This window comes from Flavobacterium sp. LAR06 (assembly GCF_041946075.1).
Lineage (GTDB): Bacteria > Bacteroidota > Bacteroidia > Flavobacteriales > Flavobacteriaceae > Flavobacterium.
The window spans coordinates 138,499-158,907 of record NZ_JAUTYT010000008.1 but is presented as its reverse complement, the minus strand read 5'-3'; the positions used below and the strand labels follow the sequence as shown (position 1 = coordinate 158,907).

Annotated in this window: 15 protein-coding genes; 10 read left to right on the top strand and 5 right to left on the bottom strand. The window is 35.1% G+C overall.

The window, feature by feature from the left end:
• Positions 1-25 precede the first annotated feature (25 nt).
• A complete protein-coding gene (locus Q7C23_RS13360; protein WP_375032994.1) occupies positions 26-3,232 on the bottom strand; it encodes a PAS domain S-box protein in 3,207 nt (1,068 codons plus the stop codon).
• Between the two features lie 219 nt (positions 3,233-3,451).
• Between Q7C23_RS13360 and Q7C23_RS13355 the strand changes: the two genes are divergently transcribed.
• Entirely contained in the window at positions 3,452-3,790 is a 339-nt protein-coding gene (locus Q7C23_RS13355) for a hypothetical protein (protein ID WP_375032993.1), read from the top strand.
• A gap of 386 nt (positions 3,791-4,176) precedes the next feature.
• On the top strand, positions 4,177-5,007 hold the full coding sequence (locus tag Q7C23_RS13350; protein ID WP_375032992.1) for a hypothetical protein: 831 nt from the start codon (positions 4,177-4,179) through the stop codon (positions 5,005-5,007).
• A 138-nt stretch (positions 5,008-5,145) separates the two neighbouring features.
• Here Q7C23_RS13350 and Q7C23_RS13345 read toward each other — a convergent pair whose 3' ends face one another.
• Positions 5,146-5,409 (bottom strand): SemiSWEET family sugar transporter, encoded by a 264-nt coding sequence (locus Q7C23_RS13345; RefSeq protein WP_375032991.1) that lies wholly within the window; start codon positions 5,407-5,409, stop codon positions 5,146-5,148.
• Between the two features lie 107 nt (positions 5,410-5,516).
• On the bottom strand, positions 5,517-6,365 hold the full coding sequence (locus Q7C23_RS13340; protein WP_375032990.1) for an SDR family oxidoreductase: 849 nt from the start codon (positions 6,363-6,365) through the stop codon (positions 5,517-5,519).
• 313 nt (positions 6,366-6,678) lie between these two features.
• On the opposite strand from Q7C23_RS13340, the gene Q7C23_RS13335 reads away from it, so the two are divergent.
• The 5 genes from Q7C23_RS13335 to Q7C23_RS13315 all read left to right on the top strand — a co-directional run bounded on the left by Q7C23_RS13335 (position 6,679) and on the right by Q7C23_RS13315 (position 13,356).
• The gene (locus tag Q7C23_RS13335) at positions 6,679-7,893 is read left to right on the top strand and encodes a response regulator (RefSeq protein WP_375032989.1); all 1,215 of its coding nucleotides are present in this window, start codon (positions 6,679-6,681) and stop codon (positions 7,891-7,893) included.
• Between the two features lie 14 nt (positions 7,894-7,907).
• Positions 7,908-11,477, top strand: a complete 3,570-nt coding sequence (locus Q7C23_RS13330) for a response regulator (protein ID WP_375032988.1) — start codon at positions 7,908-7,910, stop codon at positions 11,475-11,477.
• Positions 11,478-11,597: 120 nt separating this feature from the next.
• Positions 11,598-11,963, top strand: a complete 366-nt coding sequence (locus Q7C23_RS13325; protein WP_375032987.1) for a response regulator — start codon at positions 11,598-11,600, stop codon at positions 11,961-11,963.
• Positions 11,964-11,971: 8 nt separating this feature from the next.
• A complete protein-coding gene (locus Q7C23_RS13320) occupies positions 11,972-12,781 on the top strand; it encodes a CheR family methyltransferase (RefSeq protein WP_375032986.1) in 810 nt (269 codons plus the stop codon).
• Entirely contained in the window at positions 12,763-13,356 is a 594-nt protein-coding gene (locus Q7C23_RS13315) for a chemotaxis protein CheB (protein WP_375032985.1), read from the top strand. Before Q7C23_RS13320 ends, Q7C23_RS13315 begins: the two co-directional genes overlap by 19 nt.
• Here Q7C23_RS13315 and Q7C23_RS13310 read toward each other — a convergent pair.
• Positions 13,353-14,126: a porin family protein gene (locus tag Q7C23_RS13310; RefSeq protein ID WP_375032984.1), complete on the bottom strand. Its 774-nt coding sequence runs from the start codon at positions 14,124-14,126 to the stop codon at positions 13,353-13,355. The two genes, Q7C23_RS13315 and Q7C23_RS13310, sit on opposite strands and share 4 nt — an antisense overlap.
• A 12-nt stretch (positions 14,127-14,138) precedes the next feature.
• Positions 14,139-15,260, bottom strand: coding sequence for a hypothetical protein (locus tag Q7C23_RS13305; RefSeq protein WP_375032983.1), 1,122 nt, complete (start codon positions 15,258-15,260; stop codon positions 14,139-14,141).
• Between the two features lie 327 nt (positions 15,261-15,587).
• On the opposite strand from Q7C23_RS13305, the gene Q7C23_RS13300 reads away from it, so the two are divergent.
• The 3 genes from Q7C23_RS13300 (at position 15,588) to Q7C23_RS13290 (ending at position 20,406) form a co-directional block, all read left to right on the top strand.
• Positions 15,588-15,902 (top strand): DUF6660 family protein, encoded by a 315-nt coding sequence (locus Q7C23_RS13300; protein ID WP_375032982.1) that lies wholly within the window; start codon positions 15,588-15,590, stop codon positions 15,900-15,902.
• 93 nt (positions 15,903-15,995) lie between these two features.
• Entirely contained in the window at positions 15,996-19,139 is a 3,144-nt protein-coding gene (locus Q7C23_RS13295; RefSeq protein ID WP_375032981.1) for an efflux RND transporter permease subunit, read from the top strand.
• 16 nt (positions 19,140-19,155) lie between these two features.
• Positions 19,156-20,406, top strand: coding sequence for a TolC family protein (locus Q7C23_RS13290; protein ID WP_375032980.1), 1,251 nt, complete (start codon positions 19,156-19,158; stop codon positions 20,404-20,406).
• Positions 20,407-20,409: the final 3 nt, after the last annotated feature.

The window sequence follows — 20,409 nt, the reverse complement described above, 5'->3', positions numbered from 1 at the left end:
TAACACTTATGTGTTTTTTGTTTTATTATAATTCAGGTAAATAAATTTCGAATGTTGCGCCTTTGTCTTTTTCGCTGTGCGCTGTAATGATACCTTTATGGTTTTCGACAATTTTTTTAACGATCGCCAAACCAATTCCTGTTCCTGAAAACTCGCTTTCGGTATTTAATCGCTGAAAAACTTCAAAGATTCGTTCTTTGTATTCATCATCAAAACCAATTCCATTGTCGGATATTGTCAAATGATAATACATTTTTCCAGGATAAATAACCGGAGTTCCAATCTCTTTTCCTATAATTCTATTCGCTCTGACTTCAATATGCGGCGCTTCTCCTTTTTTAGAAAACTTTAGAGAATTTCCAATGAGATTGTGCAGTAATTGCCTAAACTGAAAAGGAATAACGGTTGCTTCCCCTAAAGGATCAAAATCTATGACTGCATTTGTTTCCTCGATTCGTTCAGAAAAATCACTTTGTATTTCTTCGGCAATTTCATCCAGATTTGTTTTTACAAAAACCCTGTCGGCAGAATTGGTTCTGGAGTAGGCAAGAAGATCTTGTATCAGCGTTTGCATTCTTTTAGCAGAAACTTCGATTCTGTTTAAATAAGTTTTGGCCTTCGCCGAAATGCTTTCTTCGTCCAAGTCGCCTAAACGACTTGCAAAAGTCTGAATTTTACGAAGCGGTTCCTGCAAGTCGTGACTCGAAATATAGGCGAAAGACTGCAACTCAATATTCATGTTGATGAGGTCTTTATTTTTAAGTTCTAATTGTGCCGTTCTTTCATAAACCTCTTTTTCGAGTTTATCGGTAAAGTTTTTCTGATCGTGAATATCCGTGCTTGTTCCTACCCACATTTGTATATTTCCTTCTTCATCTTTTTGAGCCATGGCACGGCTTAACTGCCATCTGTATTCACCATCATAACGACGAAAACGGTGCTCTAACAAAAAGTCGTTTCCGGTTTTAATGGCTTCCATCCATTTATTTATATTTAGTTCACGATCATCTGGATGCACAATTTGCAACCAGCCGTCTTTATCAATTTCTTTTTCAGATAAGCCAGAAAATGTATAAACTGATTTATTAAAATAATTCAGATTTCCCATTTCGTCACCGGTCCAGATAAATTGCGGCATAGAATCGGCAAGAAGTCTGAATTTCTCTTCACTTTTCATTAGAATTTGCTGGCTGTTTTTTTCATCTGTAATGTCAATGATAGTACCAATCATTTGTATGGGGTCGTTGCTATCATCAAAAAATATTTTTCCGTGTGCTTTAATCCACGCAGTCGAGTGATCAGGTTTTATAATTCGGGCTTCGTATTTATAAATGCTGGTTTTAAGAGCCACTTTATAAGCTTTTTCTAAAATTGAAATATCATCAGGATGAATTTGATGCAGTATATCCGGTCTTGTTAATTTCTTGTTTTTTTTATGACCAAAAAGAGCTGGCAAATTTTCAGAATAAATTAATTCCTGAGTAGGTACATTTAAATCCCAGGTTACAATTTCGGCAATTTCGGCCGCTAACCGGGCTCTTTGTTCAACATCTTCCAGTTTTTTTCGGGCATCAACTTTTTGAGTTACATCATTTACAGTAACCATTATACCCGATGCTTTTCCGTCTTGCTCAAACAAAGGCGTATATTGATAATCGAGATAAAACTTTTTAAGTTCTCCTTTTATGTCGACATAAGCGACCGCTTCATATTCCCGAATAATCTTGCCGTTTTTTATTACATCATCAAGTAATTCCGGATATTTTTGTTCTAGTAATTCAGGAAAAATTTCAAGAATTGGCTTCCCAATAGTTTCACTTTCTTCTTTTTGCCAAATGGCTTTCATCATGGCATTATTAGCCATTTCTACAACATGATTTTTACCTCTAAAGATGGCCATTGCAATAGGAGATTCAATCACAATCTGACGAAATGCTTTTTCACTTTCTGCCAAAAGGTGTCTTGCCTTTACGGCTTCTGTAACTTCGTAAGAAACAATTATTATTCCGGAAACTATATTGTTTTCATCTCGTAATGGATGAAAAACCGAATTAAAATAGCATAATTCTTCTTTACCATACCGATTTAAGGTTACCGAAAGTTCATCAGTATGATAGGGAATTCCGGTTTCATAAACAGGTAAAAGCAAAGGATAAACAGTGTCTTTGGCCTCCGGTACCATTTTGAAAATAGGATGCCCTAAAATATCATTTTCTTGTTTATCTACAATTTGTAAATAAGTAGGATTGGCCATTTCAACAATCAGATCCTTGCCTTTTAGAATCGCAATTCCGAGTGGTGCTTGTTTTACTATGTTTCTAAATCTTTTCTCGCTTTCTTCAACAGTATTTCGTGCGATTACTTGTGCCGTAACATCATTGGCTACTGCTACAATCCCTGAAATGGTTCCGTCAGCTTCTTTTAAAGCTTCATAAACAAAATTGATATATACATCTTCAATTTCGCTTTCACGGGGTAATTTCACAAGTCGTTCGTGCGCTTCAAATTTTTCTCCCGTTTGGTATACATTATCAAGAATGGTTTCCAAGCCTTGCCCTTTTACTTCCGGTAAGGCTTCAAAAATAGGTTTGTTTTTTACTTCACTATTTTTCTTTCCCCATAATTCCAGCATAAGATCATTGGCAATTTCAACCACAAATTCAGGTCCTCTAAAAACGCACATGGCGCTTGGAGTTTGTAAAATGTTATTAAGATAGCGGGTATTGCTTTCTTCTAGTTTGTTCACCATTTTTACTTTGTCCGTCGTTTCATTGCAAATCACTAAGACGCCGTCGATCTTTCCAAGGTCATTATTCACCGGACTATAACTAAAAGTCCAGTAAACATCTTCTATTTTTCCGTTGCGATATATGGGCAGGAGTTGATCTTCGTGCCAGGTTGATTCGCCTTCCGTTAGCACCTGATCGATTAAGGGTTTGATAAAATCCCAGATTTCGGGCCAGAAATCGGCTCCTTTTTCACCTAAGATAAAAGGATGTTTTCCTTCCATTCCCAGACTTGGGCGATAAGCATCATTATAAAAGCAAATATGTTCCGGTCCCCAAAATAAGAACATGGGGAATTTAGAGTTTAAAAGAATTCCTAAAGTAGTGCGTAAACTTTGCGGCCACGATTCGACCGGTCCGACTGCCGTTTTACTCCAGTCTTTGGCACGTGTCAGCGCACCCATTTCACCGCCCTTAGCAAGAAAATCCTGATTTACCTTGGTCATTAAAATTTTGGTTTTATTGTAAAGAATAGTACGTTTTTAATTATAGTAATCCCTGAATAATTTATAGGGATAGTTAAAATTAGAAAATAATATTGATTCTGATTTCGCTTTTTTTAATTGAGGTAAGATTTAAATCTATTGAGTTAATTTTATTTGGTATCAATGATGAAATTTGATAAAACAAAGATTTACAAAACAATCTTGCTTAAAGATCAAGTCATGAAAAAAGAACAAAAACACGAAACCGATTATATCAGGAAATATCAGGAAGAAGGCTATACCGCAAATTTTTTGTTTGAAAAAGAATGTTTGATAGATTCAGAAACAAAATATGCCTATAAACCAGAAGAGATTTTTATAGTTGCCCACCATCGCTATGAAGGTATGAGTAATCCTGATGATATGTCTATTTTATATGTAATAGAAACTAAAGATCAAATAAAAGGAACGCATTTAATAGGATACGGTCCAACGGCAGACTTAGAAGAAGCCGAATTCTTTAAAGACATCCCGGAGGATAATTATTCTGTAAATGCAGACGTCCAGAAACTTACGTAAGATAATTAAGTAGGTATTTTTATTTTGCTGAGAAGCAGCTGTTTTCGGATTTTTCTGAAGGCAGCTGTTTTTTTGTTTAAAGGTGCTGAGGTTCTGAGTTTTTTTAAAAATTGCTACAATATTAAAATTCTAAGATTAATAAGATTGAAAAGAAAAAGTATAGTTCACGCTTAATTTACAAGCTATTAACCTGGAATTTCATAGCCTTAGAACCTTAGCATCTTAGAACCTCAGAACCTTCTCCTAATAATTATGAAATTTCTCTCTAAAATTGTGTAATAAATTGATTTGCAATATGTACGAACTTTGAAATATCAAAATAACAAAGTAAAACCATAAATAAGTTTTGTACGTAAATATGTACTAACCACTTTATTCAAACCAAGATGAAAAAACTATACTTAAATACTGGAGGATTCAATACTATTTTTAATGATCTTAAAGATAGTTTTGATGGTGAATTAGTTATAAACAATAACGAATACACATTAAAAATAAAATCAAAATGGGCGAGAGGCACTATCAAGGCTGTTCGCTTTGAAAAAGAAATGTCATATGTAAATTTTGATCTTGTTTTTAATCACGATGTCACTTTAAGTATAGAATCGTTTCAAACAGCGCCTGTGTTTTTTGCTTATTGCGAAAAAGGAACCCTAAGACATAGTTTTGGTGCCAATGGAGTGCAAAGTAAAGTGAAAATGAATCAGACAGCTGTTTTAAATAATACATCAGTTATCAATAGTGTATTGTTTTTTGAGAGCCATAAACCAATTCAGTTTTCATTGGTTGGAATGCCAACAATAGCTTCTGCTAAAGAAGAAAATATTGAAATGGTTTCTCAACTTAAAAAGAGATTCACTACAGATTCAGGACAATATTTATATATAGGAAACAAAAACCATAAGATCGCTGAAAAACTGCAGGAGCTAAATACAATACCTCAAAAAGGATTGGTTAAAACTTTGCTTCAAAAAAGTCTGTTAAACAGTATTTTAGAGATGGAGATAGCCCAACATAGTTATAATTATATGAATACTTTTGAACCTATAATGAATTTGGCATCCAGACAAATTAATGAAATCAAAAGAATTTCGAATATCAATATCGCAGAAGTATTGCATGCTGCAGGATTAGCAAGTCGAAACTATCTGCCACGTATTTTCAAAGAGAAATACCATTTGTCATTTAAGCCATACAACCAAAAATTAGCTAGCTGATAAGCATTACATATTGTCGATACATTCGATCTTACGAAAAAAACAGCTTTTACCGAGCTGTTTTTTTATTTAAAGATTCTAAGATCCTGGGTTTATGTTGATGTAAAAACCTTAGTAACTTAGAATCTTAGCATCTTTTTAAGATTCTTTCTCATAATAAATAATAAAATAAACCATAACGAGATTTAAACACAACGAAACACTGTTTGTGATAATAATCGGTAAATCATTTTTAAGAATACCATAGACAATCCATACCATAATTCCGAAAGTTAAAATACCAAAAGTTTTGAGCGAAATCCCCTTAACTTTCTTGGTTTTCCAAACCTTCAGAATCTGAGGAATTACCGATATTGTAACACAAGTTCCGGCAAATAGTCCAATAATGTCTATGTAGTTCATTTTTTTTTAAGTTGCTAAGGTTCTCAGGTACTAGGGTTCTAAGTTTTTAGTATAAGTTCAAATTAAGGCAACCTGAAACCTGAAACTTGAAACTTGAAACAAAACTTTTAACTTCCAATCAATTCACCACCGTTAATGTGTATAAATTGCCCGGTAATATAACTGCTGTCTTCGGAGGCCAGAAACACATACGCAGGTGCGACTTCTGATGGTTGTCCGGCTCTTTCCATTGGATTATCTTTTCCGAAATCGGCTAGCTTATCAAAACTGGCTACAATTAATGGTGTCCAGATTGGCCCGGGTGCAACACCGTTTACACGTATTTTCTTTTTCGCCAGCATTGTTGATAACGATCTTGTAAAACTTACAATTGCACCTTTTGTACTGGCGTAATCGGCTAAATGTTCGCTGCCGCGGTAGGCTGTAACTGAACTGGTATTCACAATGGTGTCGCCTTCTTTCAAAAAAGGCAACGCCGCTTTTGTGATATAGAAGTACGGGTAAATATTAGTTTCAAAAGTTTTGTGAAGTTGCGAAGCTGTGATTTTTTCCAATTCGTTTTGGGGGAATTGTGTTGCCGCATTATTCACCACAATATTGATTTTTTTGAAATGCGTTTGGCATTTTTTTACAGCACTTATGCAAAACTTCTCATCCTTCAAATCTCCACTGATTAGCAAACATTCTTGTCCTTCTTTTTCGATTAGCGCTTTTGTTTGCTGTGCATCTTTATCTTCTTTAAGATACACAATCGCAATATTGGCACCTTCTCTGGCAAAATGAACGGCAACACTTCGGCCAATACCGCTATCCCCGCCGGTTATAAAAGCAACTTTCCCTAATAATTTTCCGCTTCCAACGTAGTTTTCTCTAATAATTTCTGGTTCCGGATGCATCAAATGTTCGTTTCCTGGAAGATTTTGCTTTTGCTCCGGAAATGTTTTTGTTTTTTTCATAACTAGTAATTTTACTCCATAATTATGACTCTAAAATAGAAATTGATCAAGTAAAACGTTGACTGAATTGAATTTAAAATTGTCTCAATAAAAATTGTTTTCAAGACTAGATATGGATATTTTACAAACCTCACATGGGAATTATGTAATATATTGGCGGCTTCAATAAAACCCTTGGGATGTTTTTTTTTATAAATTTGGGAGTTTCGCTACAACGAGCTAATCACCGTTTTAGTATTTCAAAAAACAAATATTTTATCTGAATCGAATTTTAACTTAACAATTTTAATTCATAACGCTTTAGCCCAACAGCATGGTATTAATTGTAGATGATATAAGAGCAAATATAATTGCCTTAAAAAAGACATTAGAATTGCACGATATCGATGTTGACACTGCTGAATCTGGAGAAGAAGCCCTGAAGAAAATCCTAAAGACAAACTATTGTCTTATCATCATGGATGTTCAGATGCCCGGACTTGATGGTTTCGAGGTAGTCAAAATTCTTTCTGGAAATAAGCGTACCAAAGACATTCCCGTTATTTTTCTTTCGGCATTAAATATCGAAAAAAAATACATTTTCAAAGGCTACGAAACCGGTGCTGTAGAATACATTACCAAACCTGTAGATTCTGATTTGCTTATTCTGAAAGTAAAAACATTCCTAAAAATTTATGAGCAGCAGAACGAATTGAAAGGAATGAAAGACCTTCTTTCAAAAGAAATAAAAATCAGAAAAGAAGCTCAGGATAATCTTGAAATTAAAATTGCAGAAAGAACCAGAGAACTGGTTTTAAAAAATGAAGAACTGGAACTAAGAAACCACGAGCTTCAGCAATTTTCCTGGGTTGTTTCTCATGATTTGAATGAGCCTATCCGAAAAATTCAAATCTTCATCAAAATCATCAAAGAACTTTATTTAAGTACTGATGAAAAAGCAATTGATTATGTTGATCGTACGATAAAATCGGCTGAAAGAATGCAGACTTTAATTACCGATTTGCTGGCGTATTCAAGATTATCATCGCAGGTAAAACCTGAAACTACCGATTTAAATGTGGTGCTTCAGGAAGTGATTTCGGATTTTGACTATATGATTGAGCGAAAAAACGCTACAATCAAAACGAGCGAACTTCCAACAATAGATAGTATTCCGAGTCAGCTACGTCAAGTTTTCCAGAATTTAATTGGAAACGCGCTTAAATTCTCAGGAAATACAGATCATCCCGTAATTGAAGTTACATCTGAAATCATTACCGAAAAATCTTTTGAAAGCCCAGTTGCTCCAGATGGAAAGTTTTGCAGAATCGTAGTAAAGGACAACGGAATTGGGTTCGATGAAATTTATCTGGATCGTATCTTCATTATTTTTCAGAGTTTAAATGATCGACAGAAATACGAAGGAACCGGAATTGGATTGGCAATTGCCAAAAAAATCATCGAAAAACACAACGGGTTAATCACAGCAAAAAGTCAGATAGGAGAGGGCGCCAGCTTTATAATCATCCTTCCTTTAAAATACGAATAATTATAATTTAAAACATGAAGAACAACTTTAAACGTAATTTATTAATCAGTTCATTAGTTTCATTACTGGTATTAATGATCTCCTCTACAGCCTCTTATTTTAGTATAAAGAGTTTATTGGATAGTAATTATTGGGTAAATCATACTCAGGAAGTTATTTACAATTTAAATGAAGGATCAGCCATTATAACCGAAGCGCAAACCAGTATGCGAGGTTATCTCATTACCGGAGATGAACAGTTTATTGAAAGATACCGTGATTCTGAGACGAGATCTAATAATTATTTTGAAAAAGTACAGGAACTAACTCTGGACAATGCATTACAGCAAAAACAATTGCAGGAATTAAAAGAATTAAGATCTAATTTTTTTAAATATCTGAACAATCAAATTGTAAAGAAACGTCTTGGAAAAGATGCCGTTGTGTTTGATCTAAATGAAGGTCGCATAATGATGAATGACCTAAGAGCAAAAATTAAAAGTATTGAAAATATTGAACAGACGCTGCTAAAAGAACGTGGTGAAAATTCAGAACGTTATGGAACTTATAGTTTAGTTCTAATAGTTGTGGCCTTTATTATTGCTTTTGTGATTTCAATTGTCTTTTTGTTCCGAATTTTAAAAGATTATAATGAGCGTTTAGTTCTTCAGAATGAATTAGAGAAAAAAGATCAGGAAACGGCTGAAAGAATTCAGGCCATTAGTATGATTGCCAGTAATATTTCAAGCGGGAATTATGATATTCGGGTTACTGATACTCAATCTGATGCACTAGGCAATGTCGGTGAATCATTAAATAATATGGGAGTTTCCTTGAAATCTTCTTTTGAGTTATTATCACAAAAAGAATGGATGCAAACTGGTGTTGCAAGCCTTAATAATGTCATGCTTGGTGATAAAACGCTTCAAAAATTATCAAAAGATGTTATTGAGTTTTTATGTAATTATACCAACAGTAGTGCGGGAGTTTTGTATGTATTAGAAGGAGATGAACTTCATTTTTCAGGTGGATACAGCTATATTCCGGGTAAAAATCGTGAACGTATACAAAAAGGAGAAGGTTTGATTGGACAAGCAGTTATTTCGAAACAATTGCTTGAATTGAAAGTGCTGTCACCAGATGATATTCAGATTAATTATGCTTTAGGCCAAATAAAACCGACACATGTTGTAGCGTTTCCTATGTTGGATACCAGAATTGAAGGAGCTATTGAATTAGCGAGTATTTATGGATTTTCTGATCTTCAAATAGAGTTTTTAAAGGCAATTGCTAACAACATCGGAATTGCCATTAAGTCAACTCAAAATAGAAGAAGAGTGATAGAGTTATTGGAAGAAACCAAATCTCAATCAGAAGAATTACAAGCACAACACACAGAGCTTGAAGCAATAAATGCGGAGCTTGAAGCACAAACGGAGAAACTTCAGGCATCTGAGGAAGAATTGCGTGTACAACAGGAAGAACTGGAACAAACCAATGAAGAATTATCTGAAAGAAGTGTTTTATTAGAAGAAAAAAACAATGAAATTCAGAAGAAATCAGAAGCATTAGAATTGACAACTCGCTACAAATCAGAGTTTCTTGCTAATATGTCTCACGAATTAAGAACACCTCTGAATTCAATTTTACTCTTAAGCCGATTGTTATCTGAAAATAACAACAAAAGCATGGTTCCTGAAGAAATTGAATTTGCAAAAGTGATTCAGAGTTCAGGAAATAGTTTGTTAGGATTAATTGATGAAATTCTGGATTTATCTAAAATTGAAGCCGGAAAAATGGATCTTGAATTTTTAGATGTTTCGACCAAAGAAATTACAGATAATTTATGGAATCTGTTTAGCCATGTAGCAAAAGAGAAAAATATTAAGTTTGAAATTATTGCCAAAGAAGCGCCAATTGTCATCAAAACAGATAAAATGCGTTTGGAACAGATTCTTAAAAACCTAATCTCGAATGCAATTAAATTTACAGATAAAGGATCTGTAAGTTTAGAAATTAAGGTAAATACAGATGATGATAAAATTATTTGCTTTATCGTAAAAGATACCGGAATCGGAATTCCATTAGGTAAACAGCCTTTGATTTTCGAGGCGTTTCAACAAGCAGATGGTTCAACAAAACGTAAATACGGCGGAACTGGTTTAGGATTATCAATCAGTCGTGAACTAGCCAAATTACTAAGAGGAGAAATTATTTTGCATAGTAAAGAAAATGAAGGAAGTACATTTACTTTATGTGTTCCTGTTTTTGGATCTAGTATCAAAAAGGTTGAAGTGGAAAAAGCACCACCTTTAGAAATTGTACCGACGGAAGAGGAAATAGAGGAAAAACCTAAAAACAAGTATTTAAGCGCTGTAATTCCGGATGAAATTGAAGACGACAGAACTTCCATTTTAGAAGGAGATAAGGTGATTTTAATTGTTGAAGATGATATTAATTTTGCCAAATCGCTTTTAAATTTCACCCAAAAAAAAGGCTATAAAGGCGTTGTTTCGGTTAGGGGAGATTATGCTTTAAATTTTGCTTTGCTTTACAAACCTGTTGGCGTTTTATTGGATATTGAACTTCCGATAAAAAGCGGCTGGGAAGTTTTAGAGGAATTAAAAAACAATTCCCAAACCAAACATATTCCGGTGCACATTATGTCTTCTCATAAATTGAAACAAGAAAGTTTGCTAAAAGGAGCGGTAGATTTCTTAGATAAACCGGTGGCATTTGATAAAATCCCGGAAGTTTTTCTTCGAATAGAAAGTATCATTAATAAGGAAGCGCAAAAAGTACTTATTATTGAAGACAATCCAAAGCATGCTAAAGCATTGTCCTTTTTCTTAGAAACGTATAATATCAATTCAGAAATAAAAAGCGAAGTTTCAGAAGGATTAGAAGCGTTGAATCAAAAAGAGATTGACTGTGTTATTCTGGACATGGGAATTCCGGACAAACAAGCGTATGAAATTTTAGAGGGTGTAAAGAAAAATCCAGGCTTAGAAAACTTACCTGTAATTGTCTTTACAGGAAAAAGTTTGTCTATTAAAGAAGAAGTCAAGATTAAGAAATATGCCGATTCGATTATTGTAAAAACAGCACATTCGTACCAACGAATGCTCGATGAAGTTTCTCTTTTCCTTCATTTAGTTGAAGACAAAAAAGATCCAAAAGACAAAAAAGACAGTCATAAAAAGCTAAATTTACTTAACAATATCCTGTTTGAGAAAAAGGTGTTAATTGTAGATGATGATGTACGCAATATTTATTCATTGACAAAAGCATTAGAAGTTTTTAAAATGAATGTGATTACTGCTTTTGATGGAAAAGAAGCGATCAAAATTCTGGGAGAACAGACGGATACAGACATCGTTTTGTTAGATATGATGATGCCAAATATGGACGGTTACGAAACGGCCGAAAAGATACGCAGCATGCCAAAATTCCTGAATTTACCCCTTATTGCCGTAACCGCAAAAGCCATGACAGGTGACAGGGAAAAATGCATTAAAGCCGGAGCTTCAGATTATATAACAAAACCAGTCGATATTGATCAGCTGCTTTCGTTATTGCGAGTGTGGTTGTACGACAAAATATAAAAAAGAAAGTTGCCACGAATTACACGAGTTTTCACTAATTAATATTTAATTTATTTTTTAAAATTTGTACCAATTCGTGTAATTCGTGGCAAAAAAAACAAAAACTAAAAGCAGGAGAATATGAATAAAAAAAGACTCTTAATTATTGATGATGATTCTAGAAATATTTTTGCTTTAGAAAATACTTTACGCGCCAAATCATTCGATTGTTTGTCTTGTTTAAGTGCAGAAGAAGCTTTAAAATTATTAGAATCAGACGAGCACATTGATGCCGTTTTAATCGATATGATGATGCCGGAAATGGATGGCTATGAGGCAATTCCGCTAATAAAAGCGATTCCGTCACGAAAATTGACTTTTGTGGTTGCCGTTACAGCACAAGCTATGACAGGTGATAAAGAAAAATGTTTGGAGGCTGGGGCAGATGCCTACGTTTCAAAACCAGTTGATGTAGATAAATTACTTCAGGTGCTGAAGGAAATATGAATTGAATTATGATTGAAGATATCGAGTTAGAAACGCTTATTAATGATGTTTACGAATATTATGGTTTTGATTTTGGAAGTTATTCGAGAGCTTCGTTGAAAAGACGCGTGAACAGACTTTTTCATTTAGATGGATTTACCCATTTTCATGAATTTCTTTCCAGAGTTCGATATGACCCTGAATATTACAAAAGAATGGTAGACGAAATCACGGTAAATGTAACCGAGATGTTTCGCGATCCCACTTTTTATAACGTTTTACGAAAAGAAATTTTACCATTACTCGGAACCAAACCTTTCATTAGATTATGGCACGCAGGCTGCTCTACAGGCGAAGAAGTCTATTCCATGGCCATTATGCTTAAAGAAGCCGGTTTACTCCATAAATCGCTTATTTATGCTACGGACATTAATGCGTCGGTTTTGGAAACAGCCAAAAAAGGAATTTTTCCGTTAAGAATGATGAAAGAATATTCAGAAAACTATCGTGATGCTGGTGGATTGGAAGATTTTTCGAGTTATTATACTGCCAATTACGGTATTGCAAAATTTAATGAAGAACTCGCTGAAAAGATGGTTTACTCACAGCATAATTTGGTATCGGATACTTCATTTAATGAATTTGACATGATTTTATGCCGCAATGTTTTAATTTATTTTGATAACGATCTGCAAAAAAGAGTTATTAATTTATTTGATGAAAGTCTGGCTGTTTTGGGATTCCTGGCTTTAGGAACAAAAGAAACCATAAAGTACTCGATTTCTTCAACGAAATACAAACAGTTTGAAAAAGAAAAAATATGGAGAAAAGTGAAGTAATAACAGGCTGTAAAGTGGTAATAATTGGTGGATCTGCAGGAAGCTTAAATGCTTTAATGCAAATCTTGCCTGAAATACCCAAAATAAATGGTTTTGCAATGGTTATCGTCTTGCATCGAAAAAGTACTGACGACCAGACACTGGAAGATTTAATTAGTTTAAAATCTAATGTACCGTTAAAAACTGTTGAAGATAAAACGCCATTGGTTCCGGGTTTTGTTTACATGGCACCTTCAAATTATCATTTATTATTTGAAAAAAATGACTTATTAGCGTTAGACACTTCTGAGAAAGTAAATTTTAGCAGACCAAGTATTGATGTTTCTTTTGAATCTGCTGCAGAAATTTATGGAGAATCTTTAGTGGGAATTTTATTATCGGGATCCAATACTGATGGCACGTATGGATTGCAGGCTATTCAGGCTCATGGAGGAACTCTTGTAGTTCAAAATCCGTTGGCTGCCGAAATGCCTTTTATGCCTAACAATGCTATTTTGTATACAGAACCTCATTTTGTTTTGCACAATCATGAAATCTTAAAATTGATTGTTTCTATCAACAGTGCGACGAATTAATTTCCAGGTTTTGGTGCTTCTTCTTCAGGCAGAATAACACGGTTTAATTCGGCTTCTTTTTCTGCTTTTTTTCTGGCTGCTTTTCCACGGCCTATTGGCAAACCTGCTGTTACATATAAAGATCTGTTGTATTGTATTGGCCCATCTCCTTTCATTACAGGAACCAATCCGTAATAATATTGAACCGTCATATTTAACCCGTTTCCGATATTCATATGATAACCGGCACCAAGTGCAATTCCGGCATCGATAACATGTATCTGGTCTCTAATGTTGTGTTTGTATTCCACATCATCACCATTATAATCTTTATGAAATTTATCAAAAGCTTTGGCCAGTAATCCAAGCTGTGGCCCCGTTTTTAGATAAATATTATTTTTGAACTGATATTTAATTAAAATCGGAACATTAAAATAACGTATTTCACGATCCACTTTTCCTCCAGCAAAAGTATTATCTAAATTGACATCACCTAAAGAATACACCGGCATACCGTGTGCTCCCATGGGAGACTTTACGATTACACCGGTATTGATCATCCAGGCAGGATTTTTTTTAGATCTTATATCAAAATAAAACCCAAGATTAAAACCCACTTCAGTGCCAGAGGTTTCCATATTTGAAATCGTAGAAAAATTGACACCGCCATCCAAACCAAATTCTAAAAAAGGAGAGTTTAATTTATCTCCAAAAAGCAAGGAAATTAAAACTTGTGATTGTGCTGATGTTATACAAAAGAAAGCGATAAGTAATAATAAACCTTTTTTCATACGATTAATGGATTAAAGTCCAAAACGATACTGAAGACTACCTAATGCTTGCGTACGACTGCCTAAGAAACCAACTTCAGCGCGAAACATTACGTGTTTACTGAATTGGTACTGAGATCCTATAATAAAATTCCACATGTCTTTAGGTCTTTTTTGCAGCGAATATTGAACAGATGAATCTGAAGCAGTACTCAAAGCTCCGTCTAATGTGCTTAAAAATGTTCCGGCTCTTTCAAGAGCACGATTTGCAGTATTATGTTTGGCAACATTCACGGGATTTTTTTGCTCAGCCGGCGTTAGGCCATCCCACCAGTTGTCTACTTTTGTTTGATTTTCAGAAACTTTTGCAAGACCGTTATCAACTTTTACCTGGGCAGTAGATAAATCTATAAAATCAGACAGAGGTAAATCCCCATTAGTATCACCATTTATATGGACTCTAAAAGCACCAACCCAAACGGCAACATTGGTGTCGGGTTTACGTAATTGAAAGGTTTTTCCCAATCGTGGACCAAAAATATAAGAGAAAGCAGGTTTATCAAGTGAACTAATATCGGTCCAGGCCATATTCATATCAAGAGCTAGCCAGCCTCCGCCAATACCGATGGTTGGAGTCATACCCAAACCAAAGGTCGTCGCATCAAAATTAGCTTTGGTACTAAAATTGGCAATTTCCGACCAATTATTGTCTGCATCTGGAACATAAACTCCAGCATTAATTTTAGTGGCTGTTTTGGCTTTTCCAAAAATCCCATAAATGTTTAAGAAAGGAAGCAGCCAAATATCAGGTCTGATGGTTAAGGCACCGGCTTCTACCGTAGATTTATCAAAGCGTATGATTTCATCTAAATTATATTGGGGACCATGATTAAAACCAATTTCCAGATTACTAATTACAATTTCAGATTCCTGCCAGAAATAATTTACAGAAACTCCCGCAGAATACGGCAATTTATACCCTTTTTGAGCAACTTTTTCTCCCCATATTGGTAAAGCATAGGGGTATTTTTCAGTTTTTAGACTGTCTTTGAGTTGTTCATTTTTTTTACCAACTATTTTGTCAGTATAAACCTGACCAAAAATTTGCATGCTAAAGAATAATAAAGAGGCTGATATTAGTGTATTACATTTCATCGATTTTAAGTATTAAATGTTAATTAATAGAATTGCGAAAAATAAATGGGTAACTAATGTATTCTTTGGAAAAATGTATGCTTATAGTCTGTTTTATAATTGAATAGGCTTTTGTTTTTTAAAAATTTGATTTGGGTCAATATGTTAATTATTGTTAAAGTTAAATAAATTTTCTTACCATTTGCAATCTTTTTTAAGAAAGTAAAATTTTTAAACAAAAATTTTTTACCTGTATTGATTTTAAAAAAAAGGTCAAGAAAGATATCAATTTCAATTATTTAGATTTTAATATAAAAAATAAATAGTATTTTTACCATTATGAAATGGATGGCAATATTATTATCAATTTATTTGATGGCACTTTCAAATATGCCTTGTGCAGATATGGAAGTGAATAGTGCTATGCATAAAACAGCTCAGTTTTCATCTGAAGCTAATCATTCTCATGATAAAGACAATGACTTGTGTTCTCCATTTTGCGCTTGCAATTGCTGCGGAGCTCAGATTTTAAGTTATCAGCTTTCGGAAAGTTTTGAGTTTCCTGTAGCTTTTACTATTATTTCAAAAGCTTTACCCAATTATAATTCTGTTTTTGCCTCCAATTTCTATGGAAGCATTTGGCAGCCTCCTCAAATAGCATAATGATGCCCGGCCAGGTCGGGTTAGAGAGTTGTGGATTTTCCACAAAATGAATAGACAAACTTTGTCTAATTTCTCACGTCATTATATATTCAAATGTTAGATAAAATTATACATTTTAGTATAAAGAATAAGTTCTTTATACTGCTATTTACCCTTGTATTAATTGCCTGGGGAAGTTATTCGCTTAAAAATTTGCCGTTGGATGCCTTGCCAGATGTTACCAACAATCAGGTACAAATCATTACAACAGCACCCACTTTGGCCAGTCAGGAAGTGGAGCAATTAATTACGTATCCGCTGGAACAGGCTGTAAAAACAGTTCCGGATGTTATCGAACTCCGCAGTATTTCCCGCTTTGGATTATCAGTTGTAACCGTCGTTTTTGAAGATGATGTCGATATTTATTGGGCGCGTGAACAAATATTTCAACGCTTAAAACAAGCCGAAGAAAACATTCCTGCTTATGCCGGTTCACCTGAATTAGCTCCAATTACAACTGGTTTGGGAGAAATTTACCAATATGATGTTTATGCCAAAAAAGGGTATGAAAACAAATACGATGCAATACAATTAAGGACGATTCAGGATTGGATTATAATTCCGCAGTTACAGGGAATTAAAGGCGTAGCCGAAATAAGCACCTGGGGCGGAAAACTGAAACAATACGAAATTGCGGTAAACCCAAATACATTAAATAGTCTTGGAGTTACGATTACCGAAATTTTTGATGCTTTAGAAAAAAACAATCAAAATACAGGAGGCGCGTACATTGAAAAAGATCAATATGCCTATTTTATACGCGGTGTCGGAATGGCAAAAGGTGTAAAAGATTTGGGAAATGTTGTGGTAAAAAACCGCAATGGTTCACCCGTTTTGGTGCGTGATGTGGCCGAAGTCCGCGAAGGAATTGCATTGCGTTACGGTGCTTCAACCAAAGATGGAAAAGGAGAAATAGTTTCGGGTTTAGTTTTGATGTTAAAAGGCGAAAATTCCAGTGCCGTAGTCAACCGAATTCATGAAAGAATGATTCAGATTAACAAAAGTCTGCCGGAAGGAGTGGTTGCAGAGGCTTTTATTGACAGAGGAAAATTAGTCGACAATGCTATCGGGACGGTAACAAAAAATCTTTTGGAAGGTGCCTTAATCGTTATTTTTGTGCTGATTTTATTTCTGGGGAATTTACGTGCCGGATTGATTGTCGCTTCTGTTATACCATTAGCCATGCTTTTTGCCGTGATTTTGATGAATGCCTTTGGCGTAAGCGGAAATTTAATGAGTCTGGGGGCAATTGACTTCGGAATTATAGTCGATGGAGCCGTTATTATTGTAGAAGCAACGATGCATCATTTGCAAAAACTCAAACGGAAAAAATATTTAACGCAAGACGAAATGGATGTTGAAGTCTATAATTCAGCTTCAAAAATTCGAAATAGCGCTGCTTTTGGTGAAATCATTATTCTGATTGTTTACTTACCTATTCTTGCTTTAATCGGTACCGAAGGTAAAATGTTTAAACCAATGGCAATGACCGTTGGGTTTGCCGTAATTGGTGCTTTTGTCCTTTCATTGACCTACGTGCCAATGATGAGTGCCTTATTCTTATCCAAAAATACAGAACACAAAGCTAATTTCAGTGATCGGATGATGGTTTGGCTGGAGAATTTATACAGACCATTTTTAGAGAAAGCCTTAGAGTTTAAGAAGATAGTTCTCGGAATTTCACTGGCATTATTTGTCGCAGCATTGCTAGTTTTTAACAGTATGGGAGGAGAATTTATTCCGACAATTGAAGAAGGCGATTTAGCTATAAACGTATCTATTATGACCGGAAGTTCGCTTACGCAGATGGTAGAAACAACGACAAAATTAGAGAAGATTCTCAAGGATAAGTTTCCGGAAATCAAAACGATAGTTTCCAAAATAGGAAGCGGAGAAATTCCGACCGATCCGATGCCAATTGAAAGTGGCGATTTAATTATTGTTTTGAAAGACAAAAAAGAATGGAAAGGCAAGTACGATAATTGGGAAGATCTGGCTAATGCCATGAAAGAAGAAATGGAAGTGATTCCGGGCTCTAATATTGAAATTTCACAGCCTATCCAGATGCGTTTTAACGAATTAATGACGGGAAGCCGAAGCGATATTGCGATCAAGATTTTTGGTGATGATTTAGAGATTTTGGATGCAAAAGCAAAAGAGCTAATCGCAAAAATTAAAGATATTGAAGGAATAGGGGACTTAAAAGCCGATAAAGTAACGGGTTTACCGCAAATTACAATCAAATACGATTACAATAAAATCGCTTTATACGGATTGAATATTTCAGACATCAACCAAATTATTCGTTCGTCATTTGCAGGAGAAAGTGCCGGAAAAATTTACGAAGAAAGCAAAAGATTTGATGTGGTTGTACGCATGAATCAGGATAATCGCGCAGATATTAACGATGTGAGTAATTTGTTTATTCCGCTTCCTAACGGACAGCAGGTTCCACTATCTCAAGTTGCCTCTGTCGATTACGAGCAGGGCCCTGTTCAGGTAACGCGAGAAGATGGAAAACGAAGAATCACCGTTGGACTAAACGTCCGCGGACGTGATATTAAAAGCGTTGTGGAGGAAATTCAGGAGCGATTAGTTCGGGATTACAATCTTCCTTCGGGATATTATGTAACCTACGGCGGTCAATTTGAGAATTTGGTCGAAGCTACAAATCGATTAATGGTCGCATTGCCAATTGCTTTGGGATTGATATTGATTTTGCTGTATCTGACATTCAATAGTTTTAAACAAGCCGGATTAATTTTTACCGCAATTCCGTTGTCTGCCATTGGTGGTGTTTTCGCGCTTTGGATGCGTGGAATGCCGTTTAGTATTTCAGCCGGAATTGGTTTTATTGCTCTTTTCGGAATCGCTGTTTTAAATGGAATCGTTCTGATTTCGTATTTCAATCAATTAAAAGCAGAAGGAATATTTGATCCATTGCAAAGAGTTTTAATCGGAACCAAAACCAGATTGCGTCCTGTTTTGATGACCGCAGCCGTGGCTTCTTTAGGATTTTTGCCAATGGCGTTATCAACAAGCGGCGGGGCAGAAGTACAAAAACCTTTGGCAACGGTGGTTATTGGAGGATTAGTATCAGCGACATTATTGACGTTAATCGTTTTGCCAATTCTGTATTTATTATTGGAGCGAGGGCTTAACCGCAAAGAGCGCAAAGATTTACGCAATGAACGCTAAGTAAAAATTAAAGAAAATGAAAAACTCAACATATATATTCAGCCCAAACCTCTTCGCGAACTTCGCGAAAAAAACCTTGCGCACTTTGCGGTTAGGAACGTTCCTATTAGTCGGTACGTTTGCACAAGCCCAACAAGCAATCAGCTTAGAAAAAGCAATAGAACTGGCCAAATCAAACAACATCGACTTAAAAATTGCCGATAAAGAAATAGAAAAGCAAACCGTGCTGAAAAAGACCGCATTTCAGGCAGATCCGCTTCAGGTACAATATCAGGGAGGACAATTCAATAGTGTCGATTTTGACCATAATGTGTCTGTACAGCAATATTTTCCAATTGGGAATATTACAAAAGCGAATCGGCAATTGCAGGAAGAATTGGTAAAACTGGCCGAAAAACGAAAAGCATTATCTTCTTATGAAATTGAAAAAGCGGTAACACTGGCTTATTATCAATATTTGTACGGCGTTTCGATTCAGAGACTAAATTCGGAATTAAATGATATTTACACCAAATTCCTAAAGAATGCCGAACTCCGTTTTCAAACCGGAGAAAGCGGGAACATTGAAGTCATCAGCGCGAAAGCGAAGGTAAAAGAAATCGAGACGCAGAAAGCGCAATTACAATACGATTTGGCGATTTACCAGAAGCAATTGCAGTTTTTTGTTCAGACAGATGAAAATATCATTCCGGACGAAAAAACGGCTTTAAAATACTCCGTGGTAACGAAGGAAGGAAAGTCGAACGCAGAGGGTTTATTGACTGATTATTACCAACAGCAAATTTCGGTTTATCAAAAGGAAACGAACACTTACAAAGCAATGCGAACGCCTAAATTAGGATTAGGCTATTTTGCCCAAAGTATCAACACTGATTGGTTATTTCAGGGCTTTACGGCAGGCTTGCAGATTCCGTTGTTTGGCGAAGTAAATTCGGCGAAAGCCAAAGCTTCTGAGATTAGTATTTCGCAGTCGCAATTGGCTTTGGATAAAAGCAAATTAACATTGAATCTGCAACAGCAGGAATTGCAAAACAACTTTGCAAAACAACAAAAAGCACTCGATTATTATCAGAATGAAGGATTGCAATATGCAGATCAGATTATCAGCACGGCTCAAAAAAGTTATGCGAATGGCGATATGAGTTATTGGTCGTACATCAGTTTTTTAAATCAGGCGATTGATATTAAAAAACAATATGCCGAGGCGACTCATACTTATAATCAAAGTGCCATCGAACTTCAATTTCCAATCATCAAAAATTATTAAAAA

Bases quoted from the DNA above. Each gene is read 5' to 3' on its own strand.
- Q7C23_RS13310 (WP_375032984.1), bottom strand. From the start codon at position 14,126: ATGAAAAAAGGTTTATTATTACTTATCGCTTTCTTTTGTATAACATCA.
- Q7C23_RS13305 (WP_375032983.1), bottom strand. From the start codon at position 15,260: ATGAAATGTAATACACTAATATCAGCCTCTTTATTATTCTTTAGCATG.
- Q7C23_RS13295 (WP_375032981.1), top strand. From the start codon at position 15,996: ATGTTAGATAAAATTATACATTTTAGTATAAAGAATAAGTTCTTTATA.
- Q7C23_RS13345 (WP_375032991.1), bottom strand. From the start codon at position 5,409: ATGAACTACATAGACATTATTGGACTATTTGCCGGAACTTGTGTTACA.
- Q7C23_RS13355 (WP_375032993.1), top strand. From the start codon at position 3,452: ATGAAAAAAGAACAAAAACACGAAACCGATTATATCAGGAAATATCAG.
- Q7C23_RS13340 (WP_375032990.1), bottom strand. From the start codon at position 6,365: ATGAAAAAAACAAAAACATTTCCGGAGCAAAAGCAAAATCTTCCAGGA.
- Q7C23_RS13325 (WP_375032987.1), top strand. From the start codon at position 11,598: ATGAATAAAAAAAGACTCTTAATTATTGATGATGATTCTAGAAATATT.
- Q7C23_RS13360 (WP_375032994.1), bottom strand. From the start codon at position 3,232: ATGACCAAGGTAAATCAGGATTTTCTTGCTAAGGGCGGTGAAATGGGT.
- Q7C23_RS13335 (WP_375032989.1), top strand. From the start codon at position 6,679: ATGGTATTAATTGTAGATGATATAAGAGCAAATATAATTGCCTTAAAA.
- Q7C23_RS13350 (WP_375032992.1), top strand. From the start codon at position 4,177: ATGAAAAAACTATACTTAAATACTGGAGGATTCAATACTATTTTTAAT.
- Q7C23_RS13315 (WP_375032985.1), top strand. From the start codon at position 12,763: ATGGAGAAAAGTGAAGTAATAACAGGCTGTAAAGTGGTAATAATTGGT.
- Q7C23_RS13320 (WP_375032986.1), top strand. From the start codon at position 11,972: ATGATTGAAGATATCGAGTTAGAAACGCTTATTAATGATGTTTACGAA.
- Q7C23_RS13330 (WP_375032988.1), top strand. From the start codon at position 7,908: ATGAAGAACAACTTTAAACGTAATTTATTAATCAGTTCATTAGTTTCA.
- Q7C23_RS13300 (WP_375032982.1), top strand. From the start codon at position 15,588: ATGGCAATATTATTATCAATTTATTTGATGGCACTTTCAAATATGCCT.
- Q7C23_RS13290 (WP_375032980.1), top strand. From the start codon at position 19,156: ATGAAAAACTCAACATATATATTCAGCCCAAACCTCTTCGCGAACTTC.